This window comes from Streptomyces sp. NPDC058534, assembly GCF_042717365.1.
Lineage (GTDB): Bacteria > Actinomycetota > Actinomycetes > Streptomycetales > Streptomycetaceae > Streptomyces.
Map to the genome: position 1 here is coordinate 153,500 of NZ_JBHXNW010000004.1, position 23,619 is coordinate 177,118.

19 protein-coding genes, 1 tRNA gene and 1 pseudogene are annotated in these 23,619 nt (G+C 70.9%); 3 read left to right on the forward strand and 18 right to left on the reverse strand.

Annotated elements, in window-relative coordinates; translation table 11 throughout:
- Positions 1-74 precede the first annotated feature (74 nt).
- The 7 genes and pseudogenes from ACFWR9_RS03650 to pgsA all read right to left on the reverse strand — a co-directional run.
- Positions 75-824 (reverse strand): annotated as a pseudogene (locus tag ACFWR9_RS03650) (YebC/PmpR family DNA-binding transcriptional regulator); the annotation flags it as partial.
- A 78-nt stretch (positions 825-902) separates the two neighbouring features.
- Positions 903-1,511 carry a pyridoxal 5'-phosphate synthase glutaminase subunit PdxT gene (gene pdxT / locus ACFWR9_RS03655; RefSeq protein ID WP_383834912.1) on the reverse strand — a complete coding sequence of 203 codons (609 nt, stop codon included), beginning with the start codon at positions 1,509-1,511 and terminating at the stop codon, positions 903-905.
- Between the two features lie 13 nt (positions 1,512-1,524).
- On the reverse strand, positions 1,525-2,436 hold the full coding sequence (pdxS, locus tag ACFWR9_RS03660) for a pyridoxal 5'-phosphate synthase lyase subunit PdxS (protein ID WP_383834915.1): 912 nt from the start codon (positions 2,434-2,436) through the stop codon (positions 1,525-1,527).
- A 137-nt stretch (positions 2,437-2,573) separates the two neighbouring features.
- Positions 2,574-3,116 carry a hypothetical protein gene (locus tag ACFWR9_RS03665; protein ID WP_383834918.1) on the reverse strand — a complete coding sequence of 181 codons (543 nt, stop codon included), beginning with the start codon at positions 3,114-3,116 and terminating at the stop codon, positions 2,574-2,576.
- A 31-nt stretch (positions 3,117-3,147) separates the two neighbouring features.
- Positions 3,148-4,311 carry a glycosyltransferase family 4 protein gene (locus tag ACFWR9_RS03670; RefSeq protein ID WP_383834921.1) on the reverse strand — a complete coding sequence of 388 codons (1,164 nt, stop codon included), beginning with the start codon at positions 4,309-4,311 and terminating at the stop codon, positions 3,148-3,150.
- Entirely contained in the window at positions 4,308-5,240 is a 933-nt protein-coding gene (locus tag ACFWR9_RS03675; RefSeq protein WP_383834924.1) for a phosphatidylinositol mannoside acyltransferase, read from the reverse strand. The genes ACFWR9_RS03670 and ACFWR9_RS03675 overlap by 4 nt, the downstream gene beginning before the upstream one ends.
- Positions 5,237-5,905 carry a phosphatidylinositol phosphate synthase gene (gene pgsA, locus ACFWR9_RS03680; protein WP_383834928.1) on the reverse strand — a complete coding sequence of 223 codons (669 nt, stop codon included), beginning with the start codon at positions 5,903-5,905 and terminating at the stop codon, positions 5,237-5,239. Before pgsA ends, ACFWR9_RS03675 begins: the two co-directional genes overlap by 4 nt.
- Positions 5,906-6,169: 264 nt before the next feature.
- On the opposite strand from pgsA, the gene ACFWR9_RS03685 reads away from it, so the two are divergent.
- Both ACFWR9_RS03685 and ACFWR9_RS03690 read left to right on the forward strand, forming a co-directional pair.
- Entirely contained in the window at positions 6,170-8,371 is a 2,202-nt protein-coding gene (locus ACFWR9_RS03685; protein WP_383834931.1) for an elongation factor G-like protein EF-G2, read from the forward strand.
- Positions 8,372-8,592: 221 nt separating this feature from the next.
- The gene (locus ACFWR9_RS03690) at positions 8,593-10,254 is read left to right on the forward strand and encodes a hypothetical protein (protein WP_383834934.1); all 1,662 of its coding nucleotides are present in this window, start codon (positions 8,593-8,595) and stop codon (positions 10,252-10,254) included.
- 118 nt (positions 10,255-10,372) lie between these two features.
- Here the strand turns inward: ACFWR9_RS03690 and ACFWR9_RS03695 are convergent, their stop codons facing one another.
- The 4 genes from ACFWR9_RS03695 to ACFWR9_RS03710 all read right to left on the reverse strand — a co-directional run bounded on the left by ACFWR9_RS03695 (position 10,373) and on the right by ACFWR9_RS03710 (position 14,934).
- The gene (locus ACFWR9_RS03695; protein WP_383834937.1) at positions 10,373-10,921 is read right to left on the reverse strand and encodes an HIT family protein; all 549 of its coding nucleotides are present in this window, start codon (positions 10,919-10,921) and stop codon (positions 10,373-10,375) included.
- Positions 10,922-10,997: 76 nt separating this feature from the next.
- Entirely contained in the window at positions 10,998-12,974 is a 1,977-nt protein-coding gene (thrS, locus tag ACFWR9_RS03700; RefSeq protein ID WP_383834940.1) for a threonine--tRNA ligase, read from the reverse strand.
- A 125-nt stretch (positions 12,975-13,099) separates the two neighbouring features.
- Positions 13,100-14,371, reverse strand: a complete 1,272-nt coding sequence (locus ACFWR9_RS03705; RefSeq protein ID WP_383834942.1) for a hypothetical protein — start codon at positions 14,369-14,371, stop codon at positions 13,100-13,102.
- Positions 14,368-14,934 (reverse strand): DUF4365 domain-containing protein, encoded by a 567-nt coding sequence (locus tag ACFWR9_RS03710; RefSeq protein ID WP_383834945.1) that lies wholly within the window; start codon positions 14,932-14,934, stop codon positions 14,368-14,370. Before ACFWR9_RS03710 ends, ACFWR9_RS03705 begins: the two co-directional genes overlap by 4 nt.
- A gap of 171 nt (positions 14,935-15,105) precedes the next feature.
- Between ACFWR9_RS03710 and ACFWR9_RS03715 the strand changes: the two genes are divergently transcribed.
- A complete protein-coding gene (locus ACFWR9_RS03715; RefSeq protein ID WP_383834948.1) occupies positions 15,106-15,831 on the forward strand; it encodes a 3'-5' exonuclease in 726 nt (241 codons plus the stop codon).
- 64 nt (positions 15,832-15,895) lie between these two features.
- Here ACFWR9_RS03715 and ACFWR9_RS03720 read toward each other — a convergent pair.
- From ACFWR9_RS03720 to ACFWR9_RS03750, 7 genes are all read right to left on the reverse strand, one after another.
- Positions 15,896-15,967 (reverse strand) — tRNA-Val (locus ACFWR9_RS03720).
- A 39-nt stretch (positions 15,968-16,006) separates the two neighbouring features.
- Positions 16,007-16,465 (reverse strand): SRPBCC family protein, encoded by a 459-nt coding sequence (locus ACFWR9_RS03725; RefSeq protein ID WP_383834951.1) that lies wholly within the window; start codon positions 16,463-16,465, stop codon positions 16,007-16,009.
- A 39-nt stretch (positions 16,466-16,504) separates the two neighbouring features.
- Positions 16,505-19,228: a Tat pathway signal sequence domain protein gene (locus tag ACFWR9_RS03730; protein WP_383834954.1), complete on the reverse strand. Its 2,724-nt coding sequence runs from the start codon at positions 19,226-19,228 to the stop codon at positions 16,505-16,507.
- Positions 19,229-19,306: 78 nt separating this feature from the next.
- Positions 19,307-19,918 (reverse strand): hypothetical protein, encoded by a 612-nt coding sequence (locus ACFWR9_RS03735; RefSeq protein ID WP_383834957.1) that lies wholly within the window; start codon positions 19,916-19,918, stop codon positions 19,307-19,309.
- Positions 19,919-19,930: 12 nt separating this feature from the next.
- The gene (locus tag ACFWR9_RS03740) at positions 19,931-20,821 is read right to left on the reverse strand and encodes a carbohydrate ABC transporter permease (protein WP_383834960.1); all 891 of its coding nucleotides are present in this window, start codon (positions 20,819-20,821) and stop codon (positions 19,931-19,933) included.
- The gene (locus ACFWR9_RS03745; protein WP_383835051.1) at positions 20,818-21,789 is read right to left on the reverse strand and encodes a carbohydrate ABC transporter permease; all 972 of its coding nucleotides are present in this window, start codon (positions 21,787-21,789) and stop codon (positions 20,818-20,820) included. The genes ACFWR9_RS03740 and ACFWR9_RS03745 overlap by 4 nt, the downstream gene beginning before the upstream one ends.
- A gap of 29 nt (positions 21,790-21,818) precedes the next feature.
- Entirely contained in the window at positions 21,819-23,120 is a 1,302-nt protein-coding gene (locus ACFWR9_RS03750; protein WP_383834963.1) for an ABC transporter substrate-binding protein, read from the reverse strand.
- Between the last annotated feature and the right edge of the window lie 499 nt (positions 23,121-23,619).

Genomic DNA, 23,619 nt, shown 5'->3' on the forward strand with positions numbered 1-23,619 from the left:
TTTCTTTGGTAGCGTTCTTTGTTTTTAAGAGACTGGGTGGGGACGTGAACAAAAAGGCACGCCGGGAGGAGATACGCGTCGACCTTCTCCATGACCTCGTCGCTCACGTCGAAGTTGGCGAAGACGTTCTGCACGTCGTCGCTGTCCTCCAGGGCGTCGATGAGCCGGAAGATCTTCCGGGCGCCGTCCTCGTCCAGCTCGACCTGCATGGTCGGGACGAAGTTGGCGTCGGCGGACTCGTAGTCGATGCCGGCGCTCTGGAGGGCGGTACGGACCGCGACCAGGTCGGTGGCCTCGCTGAGCACCTCGAAGGACTCGCCGAGGTCGTTGACCTCCTCGGCGCCCGCGTCCAGGACGGCGGCGAGGACGTCGTCCTCACCCAGCTCGCCCTTGGGGACGATCACGACGCCCTTGCGGTTGAACAGGTACGACACGGAGCCCGGGTCGGCCATGGAGCCGCCGTTGCGGGTCATGGCGACGCGGACGTCGGAGGCGGCGCGGTTGCGGTTGTCGGTGAGGCACTCGATGAGCACCGCGACACCGTTCGGCCCGTAACCCTCGTACATGATCGTCTCGTATTCGGCGCCGCCGGCCTCCAGGCCACCGCCGCGCTTGACCGCGGAGTCGATGTTCTTGTTGGGGACCGACTGCTTCTTCGCCTTCTGGATGGCGTCGTACAGCGTCGGGTTGCCCTCGATGTCGACGCCACCCATGCGGGCCGCGACCTCGATGTTCTTGATCAGCTTCGCGAAGAGCTTGCCGCGCTTGGCGTCGATCACGGCCTTCTTGTGCTTCGTCGTAGCCCATTTAGAGTGGCCGGACATCTGCCTGTCTCCTTCGCGTAACCCGTCTTTGCACGAACTCCCCCAGCGCTTGAGGAGCCTGGGAGGTACCCGGGAATCCTACAAGGACTCCGCCTCCCGGTTCGCGCGCACCATGTCGGCGAAGAGGCGGTGCACACGGTGGTCGCCGGTCAGCTCCGGGTGGAAGGACGTCGCCAGCGCGTTGCCCTCGCGGACGGCGACGATGTGGCCCTCGTGCTCGGCGAGCACCTCGGCCGCGGCGCCGACGGACTCCACCCAGGGGGCGCGGATGAAGACGCCCTCCACGGGGTCGCCCGCCACGCCCTTGAGGTCGACGGCCGCCTCGAAGGACTCGTTCTGGCGGCCGAAGGCGTTGCGGCGCACGATCATGTCGATGCCGCCGACCGTCTCCTGCCCGGAGCGCGGGTCGAGGATCTTGTCGGCCAGCATGATCATGCCGGCGCAGGTGCCGTAGACGGGCAGACCGTCCCGCACGCGCGCGCGGAGGGGCTCGATCACTCCGAAGAGGACGGCCAGCTTCGAGATGGTGGTGGACTCGCCGCCCGGGATGACCAGGCCATCCACCTCGGCGAGCTCCTCGGGGCGCCTGACCGGCCTGGCCACGGCGTCGGCCGCGGCCAGGGCCACGAGGTGCTCCCGTACGTCGCCCTGGAGGGCCAGGACGCCGATGACGGGGGTGTCGGTCATGGGATCAGGTGCCTTACCAGCCGCGGTTGGCGTAGCGCTCGGTCTCGGGGAGGGTGTCGCAGTTGATGCCGACCATGGCCTCGCCGAGGTTGCGGGACGCCTCCGCGATGGTCTTCGGGTCGTCGTAGAAGGTGGTCGCCTTCACGATGGCGGCGGCGCGCTTGGCCGGGTCGCCGGACTTGAAGATGCCGGAGCCGACGAAGACGCCCTCGGCGCCGAGCTGGCGCATCAGCGCGGCGTCGGCCGGGGTGGCGACGCCGCCGGCGGAGAAGAGCACCACCGGGAGCCTGCCCAGCTCGGAGATCTCCTTGACCAGCTCGTAGGGGGCGCGCAGGTCCTTGGCGGCGGCGTACAGCTCGTTGTTGTCGTAGCCGCGCAGGCGGGCGATCTCGTTCTTGATCTGGCGCAGGTGACGGACGGCCTCGACGACGTTGCCGGTGCCGGCCTCGCCCTTGGAGCGGATCATCGCGGCGCCCTCGGCGATGCGGCGCAGGGCCTCGCCGAGGTTGGTGGCGCCGCAGACGAAGGGGGTGGTGAAGGCGAACTTGTCGCTGTGGTTGACCTCGTCGGCCGGGGTGAGGACCTCGGACTCGTCGATGTAGTCGACGCCGAGGGACTGCAGGACCTGGGCCTCGACGAAGTGGCCGATGCGGGACTTCGCCATCACCGGGATGGAGACCGCGCCGATGATGCCCTCGATCATGTCCGGGTCGGACATCCGGGCCACGCCGCCGTCCTTGCGGATGTCGGCCGGGACCCGCTCCAGGGCCATGACGGCCACGGCGCCCGCGTCCTCGGCGATCTTCGCCTGCTCCGGTGTGACGACGTCCATGATCACGCCGCCCTTGAGCTGCTCGGCCATGCCGCGCTTCACGCGGGCGGTGCCGGTCTCGGGGGCGTGGTTTTCGGAGAGCGTGCTGGACACGGGTACCTCGCTGAGGGGAAGGGGGCTTGTGCAGCAACGAGGAAACGCGAGGGGACCAGGCCACAGCAAGGGCCAATGAGAAGCCGGTGGATCGTTTTGGCGTGTGCGGCGGAGGAAGCGGGGGAAGCGTCGACGGCTCAGGCGGCCCGGTCCACCAGGGCCGCCGGCGGCTCGTCGTCCATCTCGAAGGCCAGTGGGAAGGGTGCGTGTCCCGCGAGGCGGAACCAGCGGACCTTGCGGTGCTCACGCAGCCGGCGCGCGGCGCCCACCGCGTCGTTGTGGAAGCGCCGGGCCATCGGGACCCGCCGTACGGCCTCGGCCAGCTCGTGGGCCGCCGCCTCTCCCCCGGGTGCCTCGCGCAACGCGTCGACCTGCGGCGGATCGGCGAAGACCGCCCGCAGGGCCTGGCTCAGCTCGCTCTCGGCCACCTCCCGCAGCTCCTCCTCGGCCTGCCGGGCGGCGTGCGTGGCCTCGTACAGCACCATGGAGGCGGCCGGGTCGAGCACGCCCGAGGTGGCGAGTTCCTGGGCCACGGAGGCTCTGCGCAGCAACTGCGCGTCGAGGGCGGCGCGGGCGGCGTCGATCCGGGCGTGCAGCCGGTCCAGCCGTCCCGCCGTCCAGCTCAGATACAGGCCGACGGCGACGAGGACGACCAGGATCCAGATCAGGGTTGCGGTCACGGGCCGCAACCCTATCGGTGGGGCCGGCCGGTCAGTCCCGGGCCAGCCCGAAGCGTGCCCTGAGTCCGGTCGCCCGGTCGTCGGTCGCCACCGCCGCCGCGCCGGCCGTCACCGTCTCGTAGACGGAGAGGATGTCCGCGCCGACCGTGGACCAGTCGAAGCGCCGTACGTGGGCGCTGCCCCGTTCCCGCAGTGCGGCGCGGCGCTCCGGGTCCGCGAGCAGCCGCACCGCGGCGTCGGCCAGCGCGTCGGCGTCCCCGTTGGGGAACAGCTCGCCCGCCGCGCCCCGGTCGAGGACCTGGGCGAAGGCGTCCAGGTCGGAGGCGAGGACGGGGGCGCCGGCCGACATGGCCTCGACGAGGATGATGCCGAAGCTCTCGCCGCCGGTGTTGGGCGCCACGTACAGGTCGACGCTGCGCAGGAAGCGGGCCTTGTCCTCGTCGCTGACCATGCCGAGGAACTCCACCCGGGAGCGCAGTTCCTTCGGCAGGCTCTCCACGGCCTCCTCCTCGTCGCCGCGCCCCGCGACCAGCAGCCGGGTCTGCGGACGGGCGGCGAGGATCTTGGGCAGGGCCCGCATCAGCACCGGCAGTCCCTTGCGGGGTTCGTCGATGCGGCCCATGAAGCCGACCGTGTCCCCCTGCCACTCGGACTTGGGCTCGGCGCCGGCGAAGAAGTCGACGTCGACGCCGTTGGGGATGACGACCGCGTCCCCGCCGAGGTGCTCGACGAGGGTGCGGCGGGCGTACTCGCTCACCGCGATCCGGGCGCTGATCTTCTCCAGGGCGGCCTGGAGGATCGAGTACGCGGCGATCATCGCGCGGGAGCGCGGGTTGGACGTGTGGAAGGTGGCCACGATCGGGCCCTGCGCCGCCCAGCAGGTGAGCAGCCCCAGCGAGGGCGAGGTCGGCTCGTGGATGTGGATGACGTCGAAGGCGCCGTCGTGCAGCCAGCGCCGCACCCGGGCCGCCGAGAGGAAGCCGAAGTTCAGCCGGGCCACCGAGCCGTTGTACGGCACCGGGACCGCGCGGCCGGCGGAGACGACGTACGGGGGCAGCGGCGTGTCGTCGTCCGCGGGGGCGAGGACGGACACCTCGTGGCCCAGGCGGACGAAGTACTCGGCCAGGTCCCGGATGTGGAACTGGACGCCGCCCGGCACGTCCCAGGAGTACGGGCAGACGATGCCGATCCTCACGACGCGCCCTGTCCGTCGGCCGCCGCGGGTGCCTTGGCGGGATCGAGGTCCTTCAGCCACAAGCGCTGGAGCATGTGCCAGTCCTCCGGGTGGTCGGCGATCCCCGTGGCGAAGGCGTCGGCCAGCGCCTGTGTCATGACAGACGTCTTCTCGGCCCGGGTGCCTGACTCCGGGACCGCGACCGGCGGGTGCACCCGGCCGCGCATCACGGGTGAGTCGTCGTACCAGAGCGTCACCGGCAGCAGCCGCGCGCCGGTCTGCTGGGCGAGCAGGGCGGGCCCGGCCGGCATGCGGGCCGTCTCGCCGAAGAAGTCGACCTCCACGCCGGAGGCGGACAGGTCGCGGTCGGCGACCAGGCAGACCAGGCCGCCGTCGCGCAGCCGCCTGGCAAGGGTGCCGAACGCCGTGCCGCCGCTGTGCGGGAGCACCTCCATGCCGAGGGACTCGCGGTAGGCGACGAAACGGTCGTACAGGGTCTCCGGCTTGAGGCGCTCGGCGACCGTCGTGAAGGGGATGCCCAGTTTCGTGGTGACCCAGGCGCCCGCGAGGTCCCAGTTGGCCAGGTGCGGGAGGGCGAGGATCACGCCCTTTCCGGCGTCCATGCCGTCGGTGAGGTGATGCAGGTCCTTGGCGGTGAAGCCGCTCCTGATCCGCTCGGCGCTCCACGCCGGGAGCCGGAAGGACTCCATCCAGTAGCGCAGGTAGGAGCGCATGCCCGCGCGCGAGAGGGCGGCCAGCCGTTCCGGGCTCGCGCCCGGCACCACGCGCGCGTAGTTGCTCTCCAGGCGCCGCACGCCGGTGCCGCGCTGCTTCCAGGCGAGGTCGGCGACGGTGCGCCCGAGCCGTACGGCGGCCGGTTCGGGCAGCTTCTTCACGGTGCTCCAGCCGGCGCCGTACAGGCCGTCGGTCAGCCGGTCGCGAGCGCTCACGTGGCCGCCTCGGTGCCCTGGCTCTCCTGCCCGGCGGCGTCGGCCTCGGCGGCCTCCCGGCGGACCGTGACGACGCGCTGGATGAGCGTGACGAGGCTGCCGACGGCGACGATCCACAGGGCGATCGGCAGGAGGTACTGGATGCCCGGGACACCGAACTTGTGCAGGCCCGCGAATCCGGCCGCGACCAGGGAGACGACGAGCCGCTCGGCCCGCTCGACCAGGCCGTTGACGGCGACCGGCAGGCCGATCGCCTCGCCGCGCGCCTTGGTGTACGACACCACCTGGCCGCTGGCCAGGCAGAAGATCGACACCGCGCACAGGATGTTGTCGTCGCCGGCGCCCGCGTACCAGAGGGCGAACCCGCCGAAGATCGCGCCGTCGGCGACCCGGTCCAGGGTGGAGTCCAGGAACGCGCCCCAGCGGCTGGAGCGGCCGAGCTGGCGGGCCATGTTGCCGTCGACGAGGTCCGAGAAGACGAAGAGTGTGATCACCACCGTGCCCCAGAAGAACTCACCCATGGGGTAGAAGACCAGCGCACCCGCGACCACACCGGCGGTGCCGAGGAGCGTGACCGTGTCCGGGCTGACGCCCCGGCGGATGAGAAACGCGGCGAACGGTGTGAGAACACGCGTGAAGAATGCACGCGCGTACTTGTTCAGCATGGCCTTCCCGACGGTCGGTGTGGCCGCGACCCCTGCTGGCCACCGGCTGGCCCAATCGTAGTCACGCGCGCGCGTGGGCGGTGGCCGGGCACCCGGACCCCCCGTCCCGGCGGCCGGTGGGCGGTGGGATCGGGTCCTTCGTATGGACGCGGCGTGAAGGGAGTGGAAAGCTCGAAGGACCGCGGGCGTCGCCGGAGCCGCCAGTGCACGCGGGTCCCGCGTGTCCGCGCCCACAGGGACCTCACCGTGCACGGGAGGCAGGACATGGGCGACAAGACACACAACACCCATCCCGGAGCCGCCGGAAGGGCAGCGGCGGCCGACCATCCCACGTCCGTACGGAATGTGGTGCTGGTCGGCCACTCCGGATCGGGCAAGACGACTCTGGTGGAAGCTCTCGCGCTGACCGCGGGAGCGGTGAACCGGGCGGGCCGCGTGGAGGACGGCGGCTGCGTCTCGGACTACGACGACATGGAGCACCGGCAGCAGCGCTCCGTACAGCTCTCCCTGGTGCCGGTCGAATGGGACGGCATCAAGATCAACCTCTTGGACACTCCCGGGTACGCCGACTTCGTCGGTGAACTGAGGGCCGGTCTGCGCGCGGCGGACGCGGCCCTCTTCGTCGTCTCGGCCTCCGACGGGGTGGACGGCTCGACCCGCATGGTGTGGGAGGAGTGCGCCGCCGTCGGCATGCCGCGCGCCATCGTGATCACGCACCTGGAGGCCGCCCGCGCGGACTTCGAGGAGATGACGCGGATCTGCGCGGAGGCCTTCGGCGGGGACGATCCGGACGCGGTGCTGCCGCTGTACCTGCCGCTGCGCGGCGCCCCGGCGCCCGACGGGCACGCGCCCGTGACCGGGCTCATCGGCCTGCTGTCGCGGAAACTGTTCGACTACGCGTCGGGCGAGCGCGAGGAGTCCGAGCCGGGCGAGGCGGAGCTGCCGGTGATCGACGAGGCCCGCTCCATGCTGATCGAGGGGATCATCTCGGAGAGCGAGGACGAGACCCTCATGGAGCGCTATCTCGGCGGTGAGCAGGTCGACGTCAAGACGCTCATCGAGGACCTGGAGCGAGCCGTCGCACGCGGCGTGTTCTTCCCGGTGCTGGCCGCGGCTCCCGCGGCCGAGGACGCCCGGCAGGGACTGGGCACGGTCGAGTTGCTGGAGCTGATCACCCGTGGCTTTCCGACGCCGCTGGAGCGGGAAGCACCCCGGGTGACCACGCCCGAGGGCGCCGGGCGCGAGCTGCGGATGTGCGATCCCGGGGAGTCGCTCGTCGCGGAGGTCGTCAAGACGTCGTCCGACCCCTACGTCGGCCGGATCTCGATGGTCCGCGTGTTCTCCGGCACCCTGCGCGCCGACCAGACGGTGCACGTCTCCGGGCACGGGCTGGCCGACCGCGGCCACGAGGACCACGATGTCGACGAGCGCATCGGCGCCCTGACGACGCCGTTCGGCAAGCAGCAGCGGCCCGTCACGCACGTGATCGCGGGTGACCTGGCGTGCGTGGCCAAGCTGAGCCGCGCGGAGACCGGGGACACGCTCTCGGCCAAGGAGGACCCGCTGCTGATGGCCCCCTGGGAGATGCCCGACCCGCTGCTGCCGCTCGCCATCCAGGCGCACAGCAAGCCCGACGAGGACAAGCTGTCCCAGGGGCTCGCGCGGCTGGTCGCCGAGGATCCGACGATGCGCCTGGAGCACAACCAGGACACGCACCAGGTGGTCCTGTGGTGCCTGGGCGAGGCGCACGCCGACGTGGCACTTGAGCGGCTGCGCAGCCGCTACGGCGTCCAGGTCGACGTCGTACCCCACCGGGTGTCCCTGCGGGAGACGTTCGGGGACCGTGCGGGCGGGCGCGGGCGGCACGTGAAGCAGTCCGGCGGGCACGGGCAGTACGCCATCTGCGAGATCGAGGTGGAGCCGCTGCCGAACGGCTCGGGCGTCGAGTTCGTGGACAAGGTGGTCGGCGGCGCGGTGCCCCGGCAGTTCATCCCGTCCGTCGAGAAGGGCGTGCGCGCGCAGGCCGCCAGGGGCGTCGCGGCGGGCCACCCGCTGATCGACGTGCGGGTCACGCTGCTGGACGGCAAGGCGCACTCGGTGGACTCCTCCGACGCCGCCTTCCAGACGGCCGGCGCGCTGGCGCTGCGGGAGGCCGCGGCGCAGGCGCGGATCCATCTGCTGGAGCCGGTGGCCGAGGTGAGCGTCCTGGTCGGCGACGACTACGTGGGCGCGGTGATGAGCGACCTGTCGGGGCGGCGCGGCAAGGTGCTCGGCACCGAGCAGACCAGCGGCGGGCGGACCCTGATCCGGGCCGAGGTGCCCGAGATCGAGATCGGCCGCTACGCGGTCGACCTGCGCTCGCTCTCGCACGGCACCGCGCGCTTCGACCGCCGTTACGCGCGGCACGAACCGATGCCGCAGCAGGTCGCGGACCGGCTGCTCGAGGAGGTGCGCGCGGCGTCGTAGCGGCGCCCGGCCGTCCGGCGCGGGAACGCCCGCGCCGGCGGCACTCCGCCCGGCGTGCGACGGCGCGCCCGGCGGTCCACCCGCGCGCGTGGGGGCGCCTTCCGGCGTCCGGTGACGCGTGCCGCCGGCTGCGGATACGCTGATGACCAGATCAACAGGTATGCGGGGCAGGGAAGTCGGGAAGGCCGCAGGAGCGACAGTGGTGGCGATCGGGGGCGGGAATGGCCGTTGACGGCGGTTACGCGGACTTCTTCGGGCCGCAGGTGCCGCGCACGGACGGCGGTGGCCAGACGGCCACCTTCGCGCTGGCGTCGGCCGCCTACCGGGACAGCGAGTTGGCGGACATCAAGAAGGCCGACAACGAGTGGCACCAGACGACCCTCAACGCGGGCCGGTCCTGGGCCACGATCTTCCGGCCCAACCTCGGCGAGGCCTTCTCCCGCGCGGTGGCCGACCGCATGCTGGGCAGCGGCCGCAAACCCCTCATCCAGTCCTTCGGGGCGGAGCCGCAGGTGGTCGTCGAGCACTGTCTGGCGGCCAATGGCATCCGCCGGACGCGGGACGCCCGGCTGTCCACGGTCATCGTGCTGTGCGGCCTGCTGTTCCTGCCCGGCATGCTGATCTGGCTGCTGGGCTTCCAGATCCGCACCACCGTCGCCAAGTCGGAGAACAAGCAGGCCGGTGCGCTGGGCACCGCGGTACTCCTGGCGATCGCCGCGCTGGCCGTGCTGTTCCTCCTGAAGATGCCCTTCTCCGGGTTCTGGGCCTGGTACGCCCGCGCGGCGGTCGTCCTGCCGGTCGTGGGCTGGTTCTGGGCCAAGCGGATCTGCGAGGGCACCGCCAGGGACCTCCGGGAGCGCTGGGACGGGCTCCTGTCGGGCAGCGGGGTCGGCGCCAAGGTGCCCGAGGCGGTCCCCAGCAATCCGAACGAGACCTCGGCCGAGCAGCTGCGCCAGTCCCTCGCCAAGCTCGGTGCCGAGCAGCAGTCCAACTCCGTGTTCTACGCCGGTCCCAAGGGCATACTCGGCATGGGCACGCGCTGGGGCAGCTGGCAGCTCGCCGAGGACCTGGCACCGGCCGACCCGACGCGCGAGATCCACCCCTTCCGCAGCTGGGACGTCGTGAAGTCCATCCACGACCAGCTGCGCATGCTGGAACGCGGGCCGCTGAACACCGGCGGTTTCACCAAGCCGTCCATACGGCACTGGGTCGTCACGCCGATCGGGGAGAACGTGAAGGCGGTGTCCCGTCCGGAGGGCACGGACGTCGAGGCGTACCAGGTCAAGACGCACGCGATACAGGAGATCTGCAACAAGCAGCAGTTCGGTGCCGGTGACCGGCACTACCTGGGTGTGCAGTGGACGCTGTGGGACGGCCAGTTGGTCATCACCATGCTGATCACGGTGACCGTGCTGCACGAGACGCTGCGCATCGAGGTCACCGGCCATGCGCTCGGTCCGGTGAACCCGCTGTTCACCGGCAAGCCCGAGGCGCCCTTCAAGGAGGTCGCCAAGTCGTTCAAGCCGTGGGAGACGCGCAAGGTGATGCTCCCGCTGGTCACCGCGAACGAGGTGGTCCGCCTCGCCGTCCGCGCACCGCTCACCTGGTATCCGCCGCTGCTGAACTGGCTCGGCGGCACGATCGGGCTGCCGGAGCCGTTCGGGCTGCGGCACGCGTGGGCGGATCAGCCGTGGCGGCACCGCTTCATGGCCGACGACGCGTTGCGGGCGGCGGCGCCGGTGCTGCGGGTGGTGCACGCGGCGTCGATCAAGGTGCTGGACGAGAACGGCGTGGACACGGAGAAGTTCGGTTCCCGCTCGGCGTTCCTCAGCACGGCCGTACAGGATCCGACGCCGGGGAAGGCGGACCTCTACGACGCGTAGGCCTCCGGCGGTCGTCGGGGGGCGGCGTGCTCGCGTGGCCGTTGCTGGGGGCTGCGCCCCCAGACCCCGCTTCGGCCTGGACGGCCTCGTCCTCAAACGCCGGACGGGCTGGTTGGGATCAGCCCGTCGGCCATGCCTCCGCCAGCATCTTGCGGGTGTCCCCCAGTAGCTGCGGCAGCACCTTCGTGTGGCCGACCACCGGCATGAAGTTGGTGTCGCCGCCCCAGCGGGGCACGATGTGCTGGTGGAGGTGGGCTGCGATGCCCGCACCGGCCACCGTGCCCTGGTTCATGCCGATGTTGAAACCGTGGGCGCCGGACGCGGTGCGCAGGGCCGTCATCGCCTGCTTGGTCAGCGCGGCGAGTTCCGCGGTCTCCACATCGGTCAGGTCGGTGTAGTCGGCGACGTGGCGGTACGGCACGGTCATCAGGTGGCCGCCGTTGTACGGGTACAGGTTGAGCACCGCGTACACGTGCTCACCGCGGCGGACGACCAACCCGTCCTCGTCGGACTTGGCCGGGATCGAGCAGAAGGGACAGCCGTCGTCGGCGCCGGGGCCGCTCGGCTTGTTCTCGCCCTGGATGTAGGCCATCCGGTGGGGCGTCCACAGGCGCTGGAACGCGTCCTGCGTCCCCACTCCCGACTGCTGCTCCGGCTCACTCGTCATGCGTGCAGCATATGGCGTCGTGTACGGCGACAGGGAAAGGCCCCCGGGAGATCCCGGGGGCCCTGGAACCCGGCGATCAGACCTGCACCCGCTCCTCGACCACCTTCGCGATCTTCGCGATGGCCTCGTCGACGGGGATGCCGTTCTCCTGGGAGCCGTCGCGGAAGCGGAAGGAGACCGCGCCGTTCGCCATGTCCTCGTCGCCCGCGATGACCATGAAGGGCACCTTCTGCTTCTGGGCGTTGCGGATCTTCTTCTGCATCCGGTCGGAGGAGGTGTCGACCTCGACGCGCAGGCCCTGCCTGCGGGCCGCCGTGGCGAACTTCTCTAGGTGCTCGACGTGCGCGTCGCCGATCGGGATGCCGACCGCCTGGACCGGGGCGAGCCACGCCGGGAACGCGCCCGCGTAGTGCTCCAGGAGCACCGCGAAGAACCGCTCGATCGAACCGAACAGCGCGCGGTGGATCATGACCGGGCGGGTCTTGGTGCCGTCCGCGGCCGTGTACTCCAGGTCGAAGCGCTCCGGCAGGTTGAAGTCGAGCTGGATGGTCGACATCTGCCAGGTGCGGCCGATGGCGTCCTTGGTCTGGACGGAGATCTTCGGGCCGTAGAAGGCGGCGCCACCCGGGTCCGGGACCAGGGGCAGGCCCTGCTTCTCGGCGACCTGCCGCAGCGTCTCGGTGGCCTCTTCCCACGCCTCGTCGGAGCCGACGAACTTCTCCGGGTCCTTGGTGGACAGCTCCAGGTAGAAGTCGGTCAGGCCGTAGTCGCGCAGCAGGTTCAGCACGAAGGTGAGCGTCGAGTCCAGCTCCTCGGACATCTGCTCACGCGTGCAGTAGATGTGCGCGTCGTCCTGGGTGAAGCCGCGGGCCCGGGTCAGGCCGTGCACCACGCCCGACTTCTCGTACCGGTACACGGTGCCGAACTCGAACAGGCGCAGCGGCAGCTCACGGTAGGAGCGCCCGCGCGCGTCGAAGATCAGGTTGTGCATCGGGCAGTTCATGGGCTTGAGGTAGTAGTCCACGCCCTCGTCGAGCTGCATGGGCGGGTACATGCCGTCGGCGTACCAGTCCAGGTGGCCCGAGGTCTCGAAGAGCTTCCCCTTGGTCGCGTGCGGGGTGTAGACGAACTCGTAGCCCTCCTCCTCGTGGCGGCGCCGCGAGTAGTCCTCCATGACCCGGCGGATGATGCCGCCCCTGGGGTGGAAGACGGCGAGGCCGGAGCCGATCTGCTCCGGGATGGAGAACAGGTCCAGCTCATGGCCCAGCTTGCGGTGGTCGCGCTTCTCGGCCTCGGCGAGGAACTCCAGGTGCGCCTTCAGCTCGTCCTTGGTCGGCCAGGCCGTGCCGTAGATTCGCTGGAGCATGGGGTTCTTCTCGCTGCCCCGCCAGTAGGCGCCCGCGTTGCGCATCAGCTTGAAGGCCGGGATGTTCCGGGTGGTGGGCAGGTGGGGGCCGCGGCAGAGGTCCTTCCAGCACAGCTCGCCGGTCTTGGCGTCGAGGTTGTCGTAGATCGTCAGCTCGCCGGCGCCGACCTCGACGTCCGCACCGTCGTCGTGCGACGCGGAGCCCTTGAGGCCGATCAGCTCCAGCTTGTACGGCTCGTCGGCGAGCTCCTCGCGGGCGGCGTCGTCGGTGACCACGCGGCGCGAGAACCGCTGCCCCCGCTTCTGGATCTCCTGCATCTTCTTCTCGATGGCCTTGAGGTCATCGGGGTGGAAGGGCTTCTCGACGTCGAAGTCGTAGTAGAAGCCGTCCTTGACGGGCGGGCCGATGCCCAGCTTGGCCTCGGGGAACAGCTCCTGCACGGCCTGCGCCATGACGTGCGCGGTGGAGTGGCGCAGGATGTTCAGGCCGTCCTCGGAGGAGATCTCGACGCCCTCGACGGTCTCGCCGTCGCCGACCTCGTAGGCGAGGTCCTTGAGCTCACCGGCCACCCGCGCCGCGACGATCGAGCGCTCGCCGGCGAAGAGCTCGGCGGCCGTAGTGCCCGTCGTCACCACGCGTTCTTCCCGCTCGGAATCGCGTTGGATGATCACACGGACGTCTGACACCGGTCTCTCCTGACTGAAGGTGGGGCCGCGGCGCCATACCGGAGCGCACGCCTGAGGGCGATCGTACCGACCCGGACCCGTGCACCGCGAAATCATTCCCGGCGGCCGCCCTCACCCCCCGGCCCTCACCCCCCGGCCTCGTCCTCGCCTTCGTCGTCGCAGTCACCGCCGCAGGTCTCCTCGAAGAAGGCCGCCACCTCCACGTGCTCCTGGACCGCCTTGAGCAGCCGGTCCCGCTCCGCGTCGTCGACCTGCACGGGAGCGATCTCGCAGGCTCCGGTGAGCCGGCGGAAGCCGCCCCTGCTCTCCAGCCGGCCGAGCACCCGCACCGGCAGTCCGACGAGGTGGGCGTGGCCCGCGATCCGGTAGGCCTCCTCGTCCAGGGTGATCCGCACGTGCGGCACCTCGGCACCGGCCAGCACCCGCAGCCGTACGGTGCCCGTGCCGCGCGGTCCGGACCGGCGCATGCGGACGACGGTGCCGGTGATCCGCACCGGCACCGAGGGCTCCGCGCTCAGATAGCGGGCGGCGGCCTCGCGCAGGGCGGGCAGGTCGCCGGGCGAGAACTCGACGGGTTCGGCGAGGGCGCCGCAGCCTTCGGGGACGCCCGCGGCGGGCGCCCAGTCGACGGCGATACGGGCGCCCTGGGTGCCCCGGACCAGGGCGACCAGTGCCTCGGTCAGCTCGTGGCTGACGCCCGCCCCGACGGCGGCGTCGAAGGCTTCCATGCCGCCGGTGGCCCGCCGGTAGTCGACGGCCTCACGCGCGGCGTACAGGGCCTGGTGGAGGCGTACGGCGAGGGGGCGGCCGGTGGTGACCGGCGCGAACGCCGTCAGCCGGCGACCGCCAGGGGCCGTGCCGACCAGGACGTTCTCCAGGGCGGTGGCGGCGGCGCGCCGGTGCCGGGCGCCGAAGTAGCCGGCCCGCGCGCGCGTGGCGAGCGCGCCGGCGAGCAGCATCCGGCGGGCGGCGGCTCGCAGCTGCTCCTCGGCGGTCCAGGAGGCCGTGGAGCCGGGCCCGGTCGGCACGTCGCGTGCCCAGCGGATCTCGTCGCTGGGGACGGCGAGTGAGACGAGGATCTCGCGGGCGGCGGGGGTGCCGCTGCGGGACAGGGCGAGCAGCGCCTCGCCGAGCAGGTCCTCGCTGTCGGGGAAGGCGCGGCTGACGGGCACCAGCAGGCTGGTGGCGCCGGCCGCCGGGCCGGGTGGTGTCCAGCGGCCGTAGCGGCCGGGGGCGCCGCCGCGCCGCCGCCAGCCGTGCCGGTGGAGCAGCGCGGTCAGTACGGCCGGGTCGACGGTGGCGGACTCGGGCGGGCGGCCGTCGTCCCAGGACGTGTCGTCAGCGGCGGGGTGCGGCCGTACGGCCCGCAGGGGTTCGCCGGTCGGGCGGTGCGTCATGGTTTCCCTCCCGTCCCGACCCGCGTCATGATCTCGCACAGCGCCCGGTCGTCGAAGACCCGCGCGGTCGGTATCCGCACGGTGGTGCGCCGCCGGCCGGTGACCGGCTGTCCGGCGAGGTTGGTCCAGTAGCAGCAGTGCCTGAGGTCGAGCCGGTCGTGGCCGGCCCGAAGCCACTGGTCCCTGGACCGGGGGACGATCATCACGACCAGGATCTTGTGCACGGAGACCGGGGTGCGGGCGAGCTTCGCCAGGTGGTCGTTGTCGAGCGTGAAGGAGAAGAAGCGGCCGGGCGGCTGCGGCGGGATCTGGTACGTCGCCTTGAGCTGCACCTTGATGGTGACCTCGTCGTCGACCGTGTGCCCGGGGGCGCTGTGGCTGACGTGCCAGTCGATGCCGTTGTCCGGGAAGGGCTGGGAGAGCGAGCAGCCCGCCGCGGCGGCGACCGCGTGGAGGTAGCCGACCTGCAGGGTCTCCATGCAGGCGGTGGTGGCGAGGGAGCCGCGGGTGGGCGCGGTGCGCTCCGGCAGCAGCCCGCCCCGTTCGGGCTGCGTGATGGCCATGACCAACAGCCTTCCAGAACTGGTGTGTCCGTGTAGCGGGTCGCTGAACTGCGAGGACCCGTAATCCTGTTGTGTCCTTCCGGCGTACGTCGCAAACAGCCCGGGTATCACCGAACCGGGACAGAGGACGGCGCGTCAGCCGGTGTGTGTGGACGAGGAGTTGAGTGCCCTATGACGAGCTGGTTCGAGGGGCCGCTGGCCGCCTTCGACACGGAGACGACGGGTGTGGACGTCGAGACCGACCGGATCGTGTCGGCGGCGCTCGTCGTCCAGGACGCGCCCGGGCTCCGGCCGCGCGTCACACGGTGGCTGGTGAACCCGGGCGTGCCGGTGCCGGAGTCGGCGACGGCGGTGCACGGGCTGACCGAGGAGCATCTGCAGCGCCACGGCCGCTGGCCGGCGCCCGTGATGTACGAGATGGCGGAGGCGCTGGCCGAGCAGGCCCGCGCCGGGCGTCCGCTGGTGGTGATGAACGCGCCGTTCGATCTCACCCTGCTGGACCGCGAGTTGCGCCGCCACCGCGCCTCGTCCCTGGGCCGCTGGCTGGAGCGGACGTCGCTGCACGTGCTGGACCCGCGGGTGCTCGACAAGCACCTGGACCGCTACCGCAAGGGCCGCCGCACCCTCACCGACCTGTGCGCGCACTACGGCGTCGAGCTGGCGGAGGCGCACGACGCGGCGGCTGACGCGCAGGCCTCGCTGGAGGTGGTGCGGGCGGTGGGGCGGCGCTTCCCGGGCCGGCTGGAGCGCCTGTCCCCCGCCGAGCTGCACACGCTCCAGGCGGTGTGGCACGCGGGGCAGGCGCGGGGTCTGCAGGCGTGGTTCGCGCTCAACGGCACCGAGGAGCCGGTGGATCCGGCCTGGCCGCTGCGGCCGGACCTGCCCGCGGCGGCGTGAGCCCGGGCGCGCACGCGCACACGAAAAAGCCGGTCCGTCGTCTGACGGACCGGCTCTTCCCGGGTGGGCGATACTGGGTTCGAACCAGTGACCTCTTCGGTGTGAACGAAGCGCTCTCCCACTGAGCTAATCGCCCGGGAACGCACCGAACAATACAGGGCCCGGCGCGCTTCCATCAAACCGCTTGCCGACCGCCTTCCAGGTACGCGGCGAGGCCGCGCCGCCCCGCCCGCATCATCAGCCGGTGGTTGGCCCGGAACAGGGGCCGCCCCGGCACGGCGAGCCGGCGCAGCAGCGGCTTGCGCACCTCGACCTCCTGGTCGTAGCGGGCGAGGGTGCCAAATCCCCGCGGGGTGACCGTCCAGCGGGCCCACCCCTCCATGTCGCCGCGCATCGCGACCTCCAGGACCCCGGCCGCCGGATCGCGGCGCCCCTCGTACAGGGTCGCGGTGAGGTCGTACGGGAGCAGGGAGCGGAAGCGGAGGAGCCCGCTGGTGTCGTCGAGCCGGGTGACCTCGCGCACCTGCGGCCACCAGCGGGGGTAGTCCTCGATCCGTTCCAGCGCGCGGTAGACGTCGGGGGCGGGCGCGGGCAGGGTCCACAGGCTGCGGAATCGGTACTGGTTCCAGTCCACCTGTGGAGTGTGCCCGTACCCGCCTCCGTCACGTGCCGGCTAGGGCATCCTGTCCCCCAGGAGCGCCAGGTTCTCGATGGCGGCGAGGCCGTACAGGGCGGTGTCGTTGGTGGACACCCAGCTCGCCTCGCTGCCCGGCACCAGGGTGACGGGGCCGGTCAGCTTCTCCGTCGTCCAGGGCGCCGACTCCTTGTAGCCGTCGGAGTCGTAGAACTTGGCCCACGCGCGCGTGGCGAGCTTCTCGTCGCCGGTCCGCACGGCCGCGTAGGCGTCGAGGCGCGAGTGGCCCTGGAAGAGGATGAGGCTGCCGAAGTCCTTGCCGTACCGGGCCGCTTGTTCGGCCTTGGAGGCGTTGAAGTAGCGGCAGTAGTCGTAGTACGCCTCGTGGAACTCCGGCATGTCGACGAGGTCGATCAGTTCTGCGCACAGTTCGCCCAGACCGAAGACGGCCGACAGGTGGGAGACCTCGACCTTCGGGGTGTCCGCGACGGCGAACCTCCCGGTGTCCAGGTCGTACAGGCCGCTGCCCTGGACGAAGCCGTTGGGCTGGGCGGCGATGGTCTCCATGGTGGACAGGACGCGGGCCTTGGCCTTCTCCCACTTGGGGCCCCTGCGTTCCCACTCGGTCAGCCAGGCCGACACCAGGCCGCTCCAGTCGGTGCCGAAGCCGATCGACAGGGCGTGCCGGTCGGGTGTGTACGGCTCGGTGCGGATCTTTCGCAGCGGGTCGAGGGCGAGGAAGGTCTCGTCGGAGTCGACGTTGGCGTGCATCAGGTCGCCGACGCGTTCGTCGGCGGTGAGGAAGTAGTAGAAGCGGCGGTAGGTGGTGTTGGCGATGCGTTGCTGCTTGGCGCTGTCCGCGTAGTGCTGGACGCCGTGCCGGGTGCCGAGGCCGGCCCAGTCGCCCAGGTGGTAGACGTCGACCTCGCCGGTGTGCCGGGTCATGGCCTCGGCGAAACGGAAGATGTCGGCTCGGCCGGAGCGCAGGTACGCGTACCAGAGCCACAGGTCCGGGGAGAGTTCGGAGTTGTCCCAGGCGTAGCCGCCCACGTCGTAGCGCCACTGGTGGCGGGCGGTGTCGTAGGAGTGCATGACGTCGCCGTGGTCCCAGAAGCCGTACCAGCGGCGCTGCTCCACCTGGTCCTTGTAGTAGGTGAAGAGGAAGTCGAGGTGGTCCTCGATCCTGGCCTTGGCGGGCGTGGAACGGTCGGGTTCGGCGTAGAGGCCGGGTCCGAAGACCCTGGACCTGATGAGCTGTGCGGGCGGGGCGGTGAGCTGCGGCGGTGTCCGCACGGCCCGGACCTGTTCGGCGAGCGTCTCCGCGTTCGGGGTGGCGGCGTTGGCCCAGAACATCAGCTCGCTGGTGCGGGCGATGCCGTACGGGGTGCCGAAGCCGGGTTCGTAGTCCTCGTAGGTGATGTTGAGGCCTTCGAGCTGCTCGGTGAAGCTGTCCTGGCCCATGCCGTCGTGGTAGAAGCGCAGGTCCATGGGCTGGGCCTCGGGTGACCAGAGCCAGAGGGTGACCTCGGCGTCGTCGGTCCGGGCGTCGCGGATGTCGAGCTGGGCGGGGAACTTCTCCCAGAAGTCGCGCAGGCCGAAGGAGAGACCGCCGCTCACGCCGCCGACGTAGCCGAAGCCGGAGGCGCGCCGTCCGCCGCCGGCGCCGATCCAGCCGTGGCCCCTCTTGGTGCGCTTGCGGACGGTGAAGCCGTCGGCGGACAGCTGGGAGAGGGTGTGGTCGCCCCACTCCGGGATGTACTGGAGCCGGGTGGTGACGCGCTGGTCCCAGGTGGCGGGGTCGGGCAGCTTCTCGCCGGCGAACTGCGCCGCCTGTACTGCCGCCCCGGGGTCCCGGCGCAGTCCGGTGATGCCCTTGACGGCCTCGCGCAGCAGGCCGGTGCCCTCGCCGCCTAGGCGGATGTGGCGGTCGTAGGACTCGTCGCGCATCGGGACGGTGAAGCGGACGCCGAGGCCCCGGACGAAGTCGCCGTTCGCCTTCCCGGGCTCCTGCTTCCCGTCGAACGTGATGGTGTGCACCATGCGGAAGGAGTCGGCGCCCGCGTAGAAGTAGAGGCGGACGGAGAAGGGCAGCAGGCCGCGGCGTCCCTTGCGGTGCACGCCGTCGATACGGACCACGGCGCGGACGGGGCCGTCCTGTTCCACCTTCACCTCGTGGATCGCGCCGTCGAAGCGTTCGGACCTGACCGTGCCCTGCTCGTCGTCCTCGACCTCGGGACGGCGCAGCAGGACGAGGCGGCCGTTCCTGGCGATCTCGGTGGAGCCGCGGACTACCGACTTGATGAGCATCGGCCCCGATGTGCCGATCCTCGCGGTGATGACACCGGTCGATATGTCGATGGTGCCGCCGCGCCGGTCGACGGTGATCCTCCGGGTGGGTGCGGCGGGCGTGCCGGCGGCCAGGCTGAGCTTGCCGTTGCCCGAACCCACGGCGTGCGCGGTCCACTTCAGGGAGCCGTCCGGCCACTGGGCGAGCGGCCAGGACTGCACGGGTACGTCCTTGCCGTCGGCGTCCGTGACCGCGAAGGACTGGTCCTCCCGGAAGGTGCCCCTGGGCCAGGGGACGCCCACGGTGGAGCCGGGCGCGGCGCCGAGGCCGCCGTCCTCCAGCCAGGTCAGGGTGACGGGGCTGTCGTCGGCCACCGCGGCCTGCGCGTTCTTCGTGCCCAGTGCCCAGCTGAACTGGGCGGCGGCGCCGGCGACGGCGGCCGCCTTGAGGAGGGACCTGCGGGGGATGCGGGACATGGCCGTCCTTTCAAATGACAGGGGCATGACAGATGGAGATGGATCTGCGGCAGGGGCACGGCAGACGGAACGGGCCCGTCAGCGGCGCCGGTGGCGCTCCTCCACGGCGATGGCAGCCGCCGCCACCGCGCCCAGGACGGCGACCGCCAGCGGTGCGCTGAACCAGGCGGAGCAGACGACGAGGGCGAGTCCGCCGACGAGGAGGAAGGAACCGGCGGGGTCGAGCACGGTGCGCCGGGCGGCACCGGCGAGCAGCGACCGCCAGGAGGCATCCGGGTGCCAGGCCGCCGCCGCGCGCAGCCCCGCGACGGCCGCGCCGATGAGGGCCACAACCCCGACGGCACCCACGAAGGCGCCGCCCGGCAGTCCGTCCCGTACGGCCCGCACGTCCAGCCACACCACCGCCAGGGCGGCCCATCCGGCGACCCCGACGAGCCACCCGCGGCGCACCGCCGCCCGGAAGTCGGCCGCGAACTCCCGCAAGCCGCCGCGCTCGTGGGCGAGCCTGCGCCCGAGGTGCCGCGCGCCGGCCGCGAACGCGGCGGGGTAGGTGACCAGCGGCAGCGCGGCCACCGCGATCCACACGCCGGTGAGCAGGCACTCGGCGAACAGGGCGAAGCCCTCGGCGAACCGCGACTCACCCCGCTCCCCCGGCCGCTCCGTACGGGCCTTCGCAGGCGCCTGGGTCATGATCGGTTCACCTCAGCCCTTCAGGCCGGACGTCGCCATGCCGTCGATCAGATAGCGCTGGAAGGCCAGGAAGAAGGCGAGGACGGGCAGCAGGGCGACGAGGGACATGGCGATCATGCCGCCGTAGTTCGCCAGCCCTTCCTGGTCCACGAACATCTTCAGACCGAGCGAGACGGTGTACTTGCCGGGCTCGTTGAGGTAGATCAGCGGGCCCATGAAGTCGTTCCAGGAATTGATGAAGGTGAAGATCGCGCTGGTGATCAGGGCCGGCCGGCACAGCGGCAGCACGATCGACCAGTAGATCCGGAAGTGCCCGCAGCCGTCGAGGCGGGCCGCCTCGTCCAGTTCCCTGGGCAGGTTGCGCATGAACTGGACCATCAGGAAGACGAAGAACGCCTCGGTGGCCAGGTACTTCCCCAGCAGCAGCGGGGTGTACGTGTTGATCATGTCCAGGTTGCGGAAGAGCACGTACTGCGGGATCAGCAGCACGTGGTACGGCAGCAGCAGCGTGCCGATCATCAGCGTGAACAGCAGATTGCGCCCGGCGAACCTGATCTTCGCGAAGGCGTACGCCGTGAGCGAGCAGGACACCACGATCCCGATCACGGAACCGACGGCCAGGAACAACGAGTTGAGGAAGAAGGTGGAGATCGAGATGTCCGCGATGCCGTCGGCGAGGCTCGTGTAGTTGGAGACGATCGGGTCGCCCGGGAAGAGGTCCAGGCTGCCGACGATGTCGCCGCTCTCCTTGAAGGAGCCGCCGACGACCCAGAGCACCGGGTAGAGGATCACCGCCAGGATCGCCAGCGACCCGAGGTGCCAGGCGAGCGAACCCGGCAGCCGACGCCGCAGGGCCCCCTTCGTGGACGCGGTCGGCGTGACGTCCGTGGCCTGAGCGCTCATCGGCCGCCCTCCTCGTAGTGCACCCAGCGCTTCTGGGACCAGAACAGCACCGCGGTGACCAGGGCGACCGCGACCAGCAGCATCCACGCCATGGCGGAGGCCAGGCCCATCCGGCTGTTCTCGAAGCCCTGGACGTACAGGTAACAGGTGTAGACCATCGTGCCGTCCGCGGGACCGCAGGCGTTGCCTCCGGCGCCGCCGCCGACGATGTAGGCCGAGCTGAAGATCTGGAACGAGTGGATCGTCTCCAGCAGGACGTTGAAGAAGAGCACCGGGGAAATCATCGGCAGGGTGATGTTCCAGAACTGGCGCAGCCTGCCCGCCCCGTCGACGTCGGCCGCCTCGTACAGCTCGCGCGGCACCTGCTTGAGGCCGGCCAGGAAGATGACCATGGGGGCGCCGAACTGCCAGACGGTGAGCGCCACCAGGCTGTAGATGATCAGCTCCGGGTCGCCGGTCCAGCCTCCGGCGCCGATCCCGAGGAACTGCTGGGTACGGTCGACGACCGCGTCGTCCGAGAAGATCGCCTTCCACACGATGGCGACGGACACGCTCGCGCCGATCAGCGAGGGCGCGTAGAAGGCGGCCCGGTAGAAGGCCTGCCCGCGCCGCTTCTGCGCCAGCAGCAGCGCGACGCCGAGCGCCGCGATCAGCTTGATCGGGGTGCCGACGACGACGTACCAGAGCGTGATCCGCACCGAGTGGCGCCAGCGGGGGTCGCCGAACATCTCGGAGAAGTTGTCCAGGCCGATCCACCTGGGCGCGTCGAACAGGTTGTAGTCGGTGAACGCGAAGTAGAGCGAGGCGGCCATCGGCCCCGCCGTCAGCAGCAGGAATCCGGCGATCCAGGGGGACATGAAGAGGTAGCCGGCCAGGTTCTCCCGGCGGCCCCGCCGTTTGTGCTCGGCGGAGCGCGAGGGCTTCTCCGGGGCCGGCCGCTGCCGGGAGTCCCGGACCGGGCCCGCCATCGCGGGGGCGTGTGTCACGGCGCTTCCCCTCAGCCGGCGAGAGCCGTCTTCGACTCGGTGAAGAACTGCTCGACGGCGTCCTCGACGGACCGCGAGCCGAGCGCCATCTCCTCGGCGATGCGCAGGAAGGCGGCCTCGCAGATGTCCGCGCCGTTCGGGTGCGGGGTGATGGGCTCCAGGACGCCCGACTCGACCAGCGACTCCTCGTAGGCGGCGATGGCCTTGTTCACCGGGTCGGTCGGCCGGTACGCGTCGTACTGGGCCTGGGTCGTGGGGACACCGCGGTCATAGCCCATGATCTTGGCGACCTCGGGGTCGTGGACCATGAAGTCGATGAACTGGGCTACCTCCTTCGGGTGCTGGGTGCGCTTGGAGGCGCTGAGCATCAGCGAGCCCAGGTACTGGCCGGTCTTCTTGCCGTCCGTGGTGGGGATCGGCGCGAGACCGTACTCGCTCTTGCCCTCCGACGTGTAGCGGACGGTGAAGTTGTCCCAGGTGAACTCGCTGCCGGCCAGTTCCGCGGAGAGCGCCGACTTGGGCTTGATCTGGGCGACCTTCTTGGGGTCGGCGAAGAGGCCGGACCGCACGCCCTTGTCCGCCTTGGTCCACCAGGTGGTCAGATCGGCCTCGGTGAAGCCGAGTCCGTCCTCGGTGAAGAATGCCTTGCCGTTCTGCCGCAGGTACAGGTCGTAGAGGTACATGACTCCGTACATGCCGCTGTCACCGGCCCGGCCCGTCCGGTCCCGGACCCTCGCCATCGCCTCGTCGAAGTCCTCCCACGTCCAGCCCTGTTCGGGCTTGACGCCGGCCCGGGTGTAGACGGGCTTGTCGATGACCAGGGCCATGGAGTTCGAACCGACGGGCACGCCCAGGAGTTTGCCGTCGATCTCGCCGAACCTCTCCAGGCCCGCGCGGAATCCGTCCACGGAGAGGTTTCCGGCATCGACCTGCCCTCCGAGGTCGAGCAGGACATTCTTCGCGTCGTATTTGCGAAGAAATCCGATGGCATTCTGGAAGACGTCCGGCGGATTCCCCCCGGAAGCCTGCGTGTTGAACTTCTTCCAGAAGTCGGTGTACGGCTGAAAGTCCGTCTTGACCTTGATCTTCGGGTACTTCTTCTCGAAGAGCGCGATGGTCTTGTTGATGCGCTCGGCCCGGTCCTCGGCGCCCCACCAGGAGTAACGGATCGTCACCGAACCGTCTCCCGAACCGCTCCCGCCGCCGCACGCGGTGGACGTGGCCCCCAGCCCCGTGACGGCCAGCGAAGCCCCCGCCGCCTTGAGGACCGTGCGCCTCCCGACCTGCCTCCGCGCAATCCCGTCCTGCTGCATACGAGCCTCCCCGCGACGCGGCCTTCGCTTCATGAATCGTTTCAAGTAAGCGCTTGCTGGCACAAGTTACGGAGGCCCCGGAAGCGCGTCAATGATTCGGACAGGAATTGACGGACGCCCGGCGCGAGGGGGCGGAGCCGCGATTCCGGGGGCTGCGGGGAGAGCACCGGAGAACAGCCAGGTGGGCGCCGCGCGACCGACGGACCGAACACCGGGAGGCCCGTCGGCAGGCAGGTCGCGGAAGGTCACGGTTGGATGACGGCGCGCGGAAGCGGAACGGTCGCGCGGACCCTCGGGCGGACACCGGGAGCGACCGGCACACCCGGACTCGCACTCGGACGCGGACTCGGACTCGGACGCACCGGACGGCGGACACGGACGCATCGGGCGGACACGACAGAGCGGCGGCGGGCGCGGGGGGGGGGGGGGGGGGGGCAGGGTCGGCGGAGGATGAGTTATAGTTGGGTATGATCAACTAAAAATCGATACCACACAACAC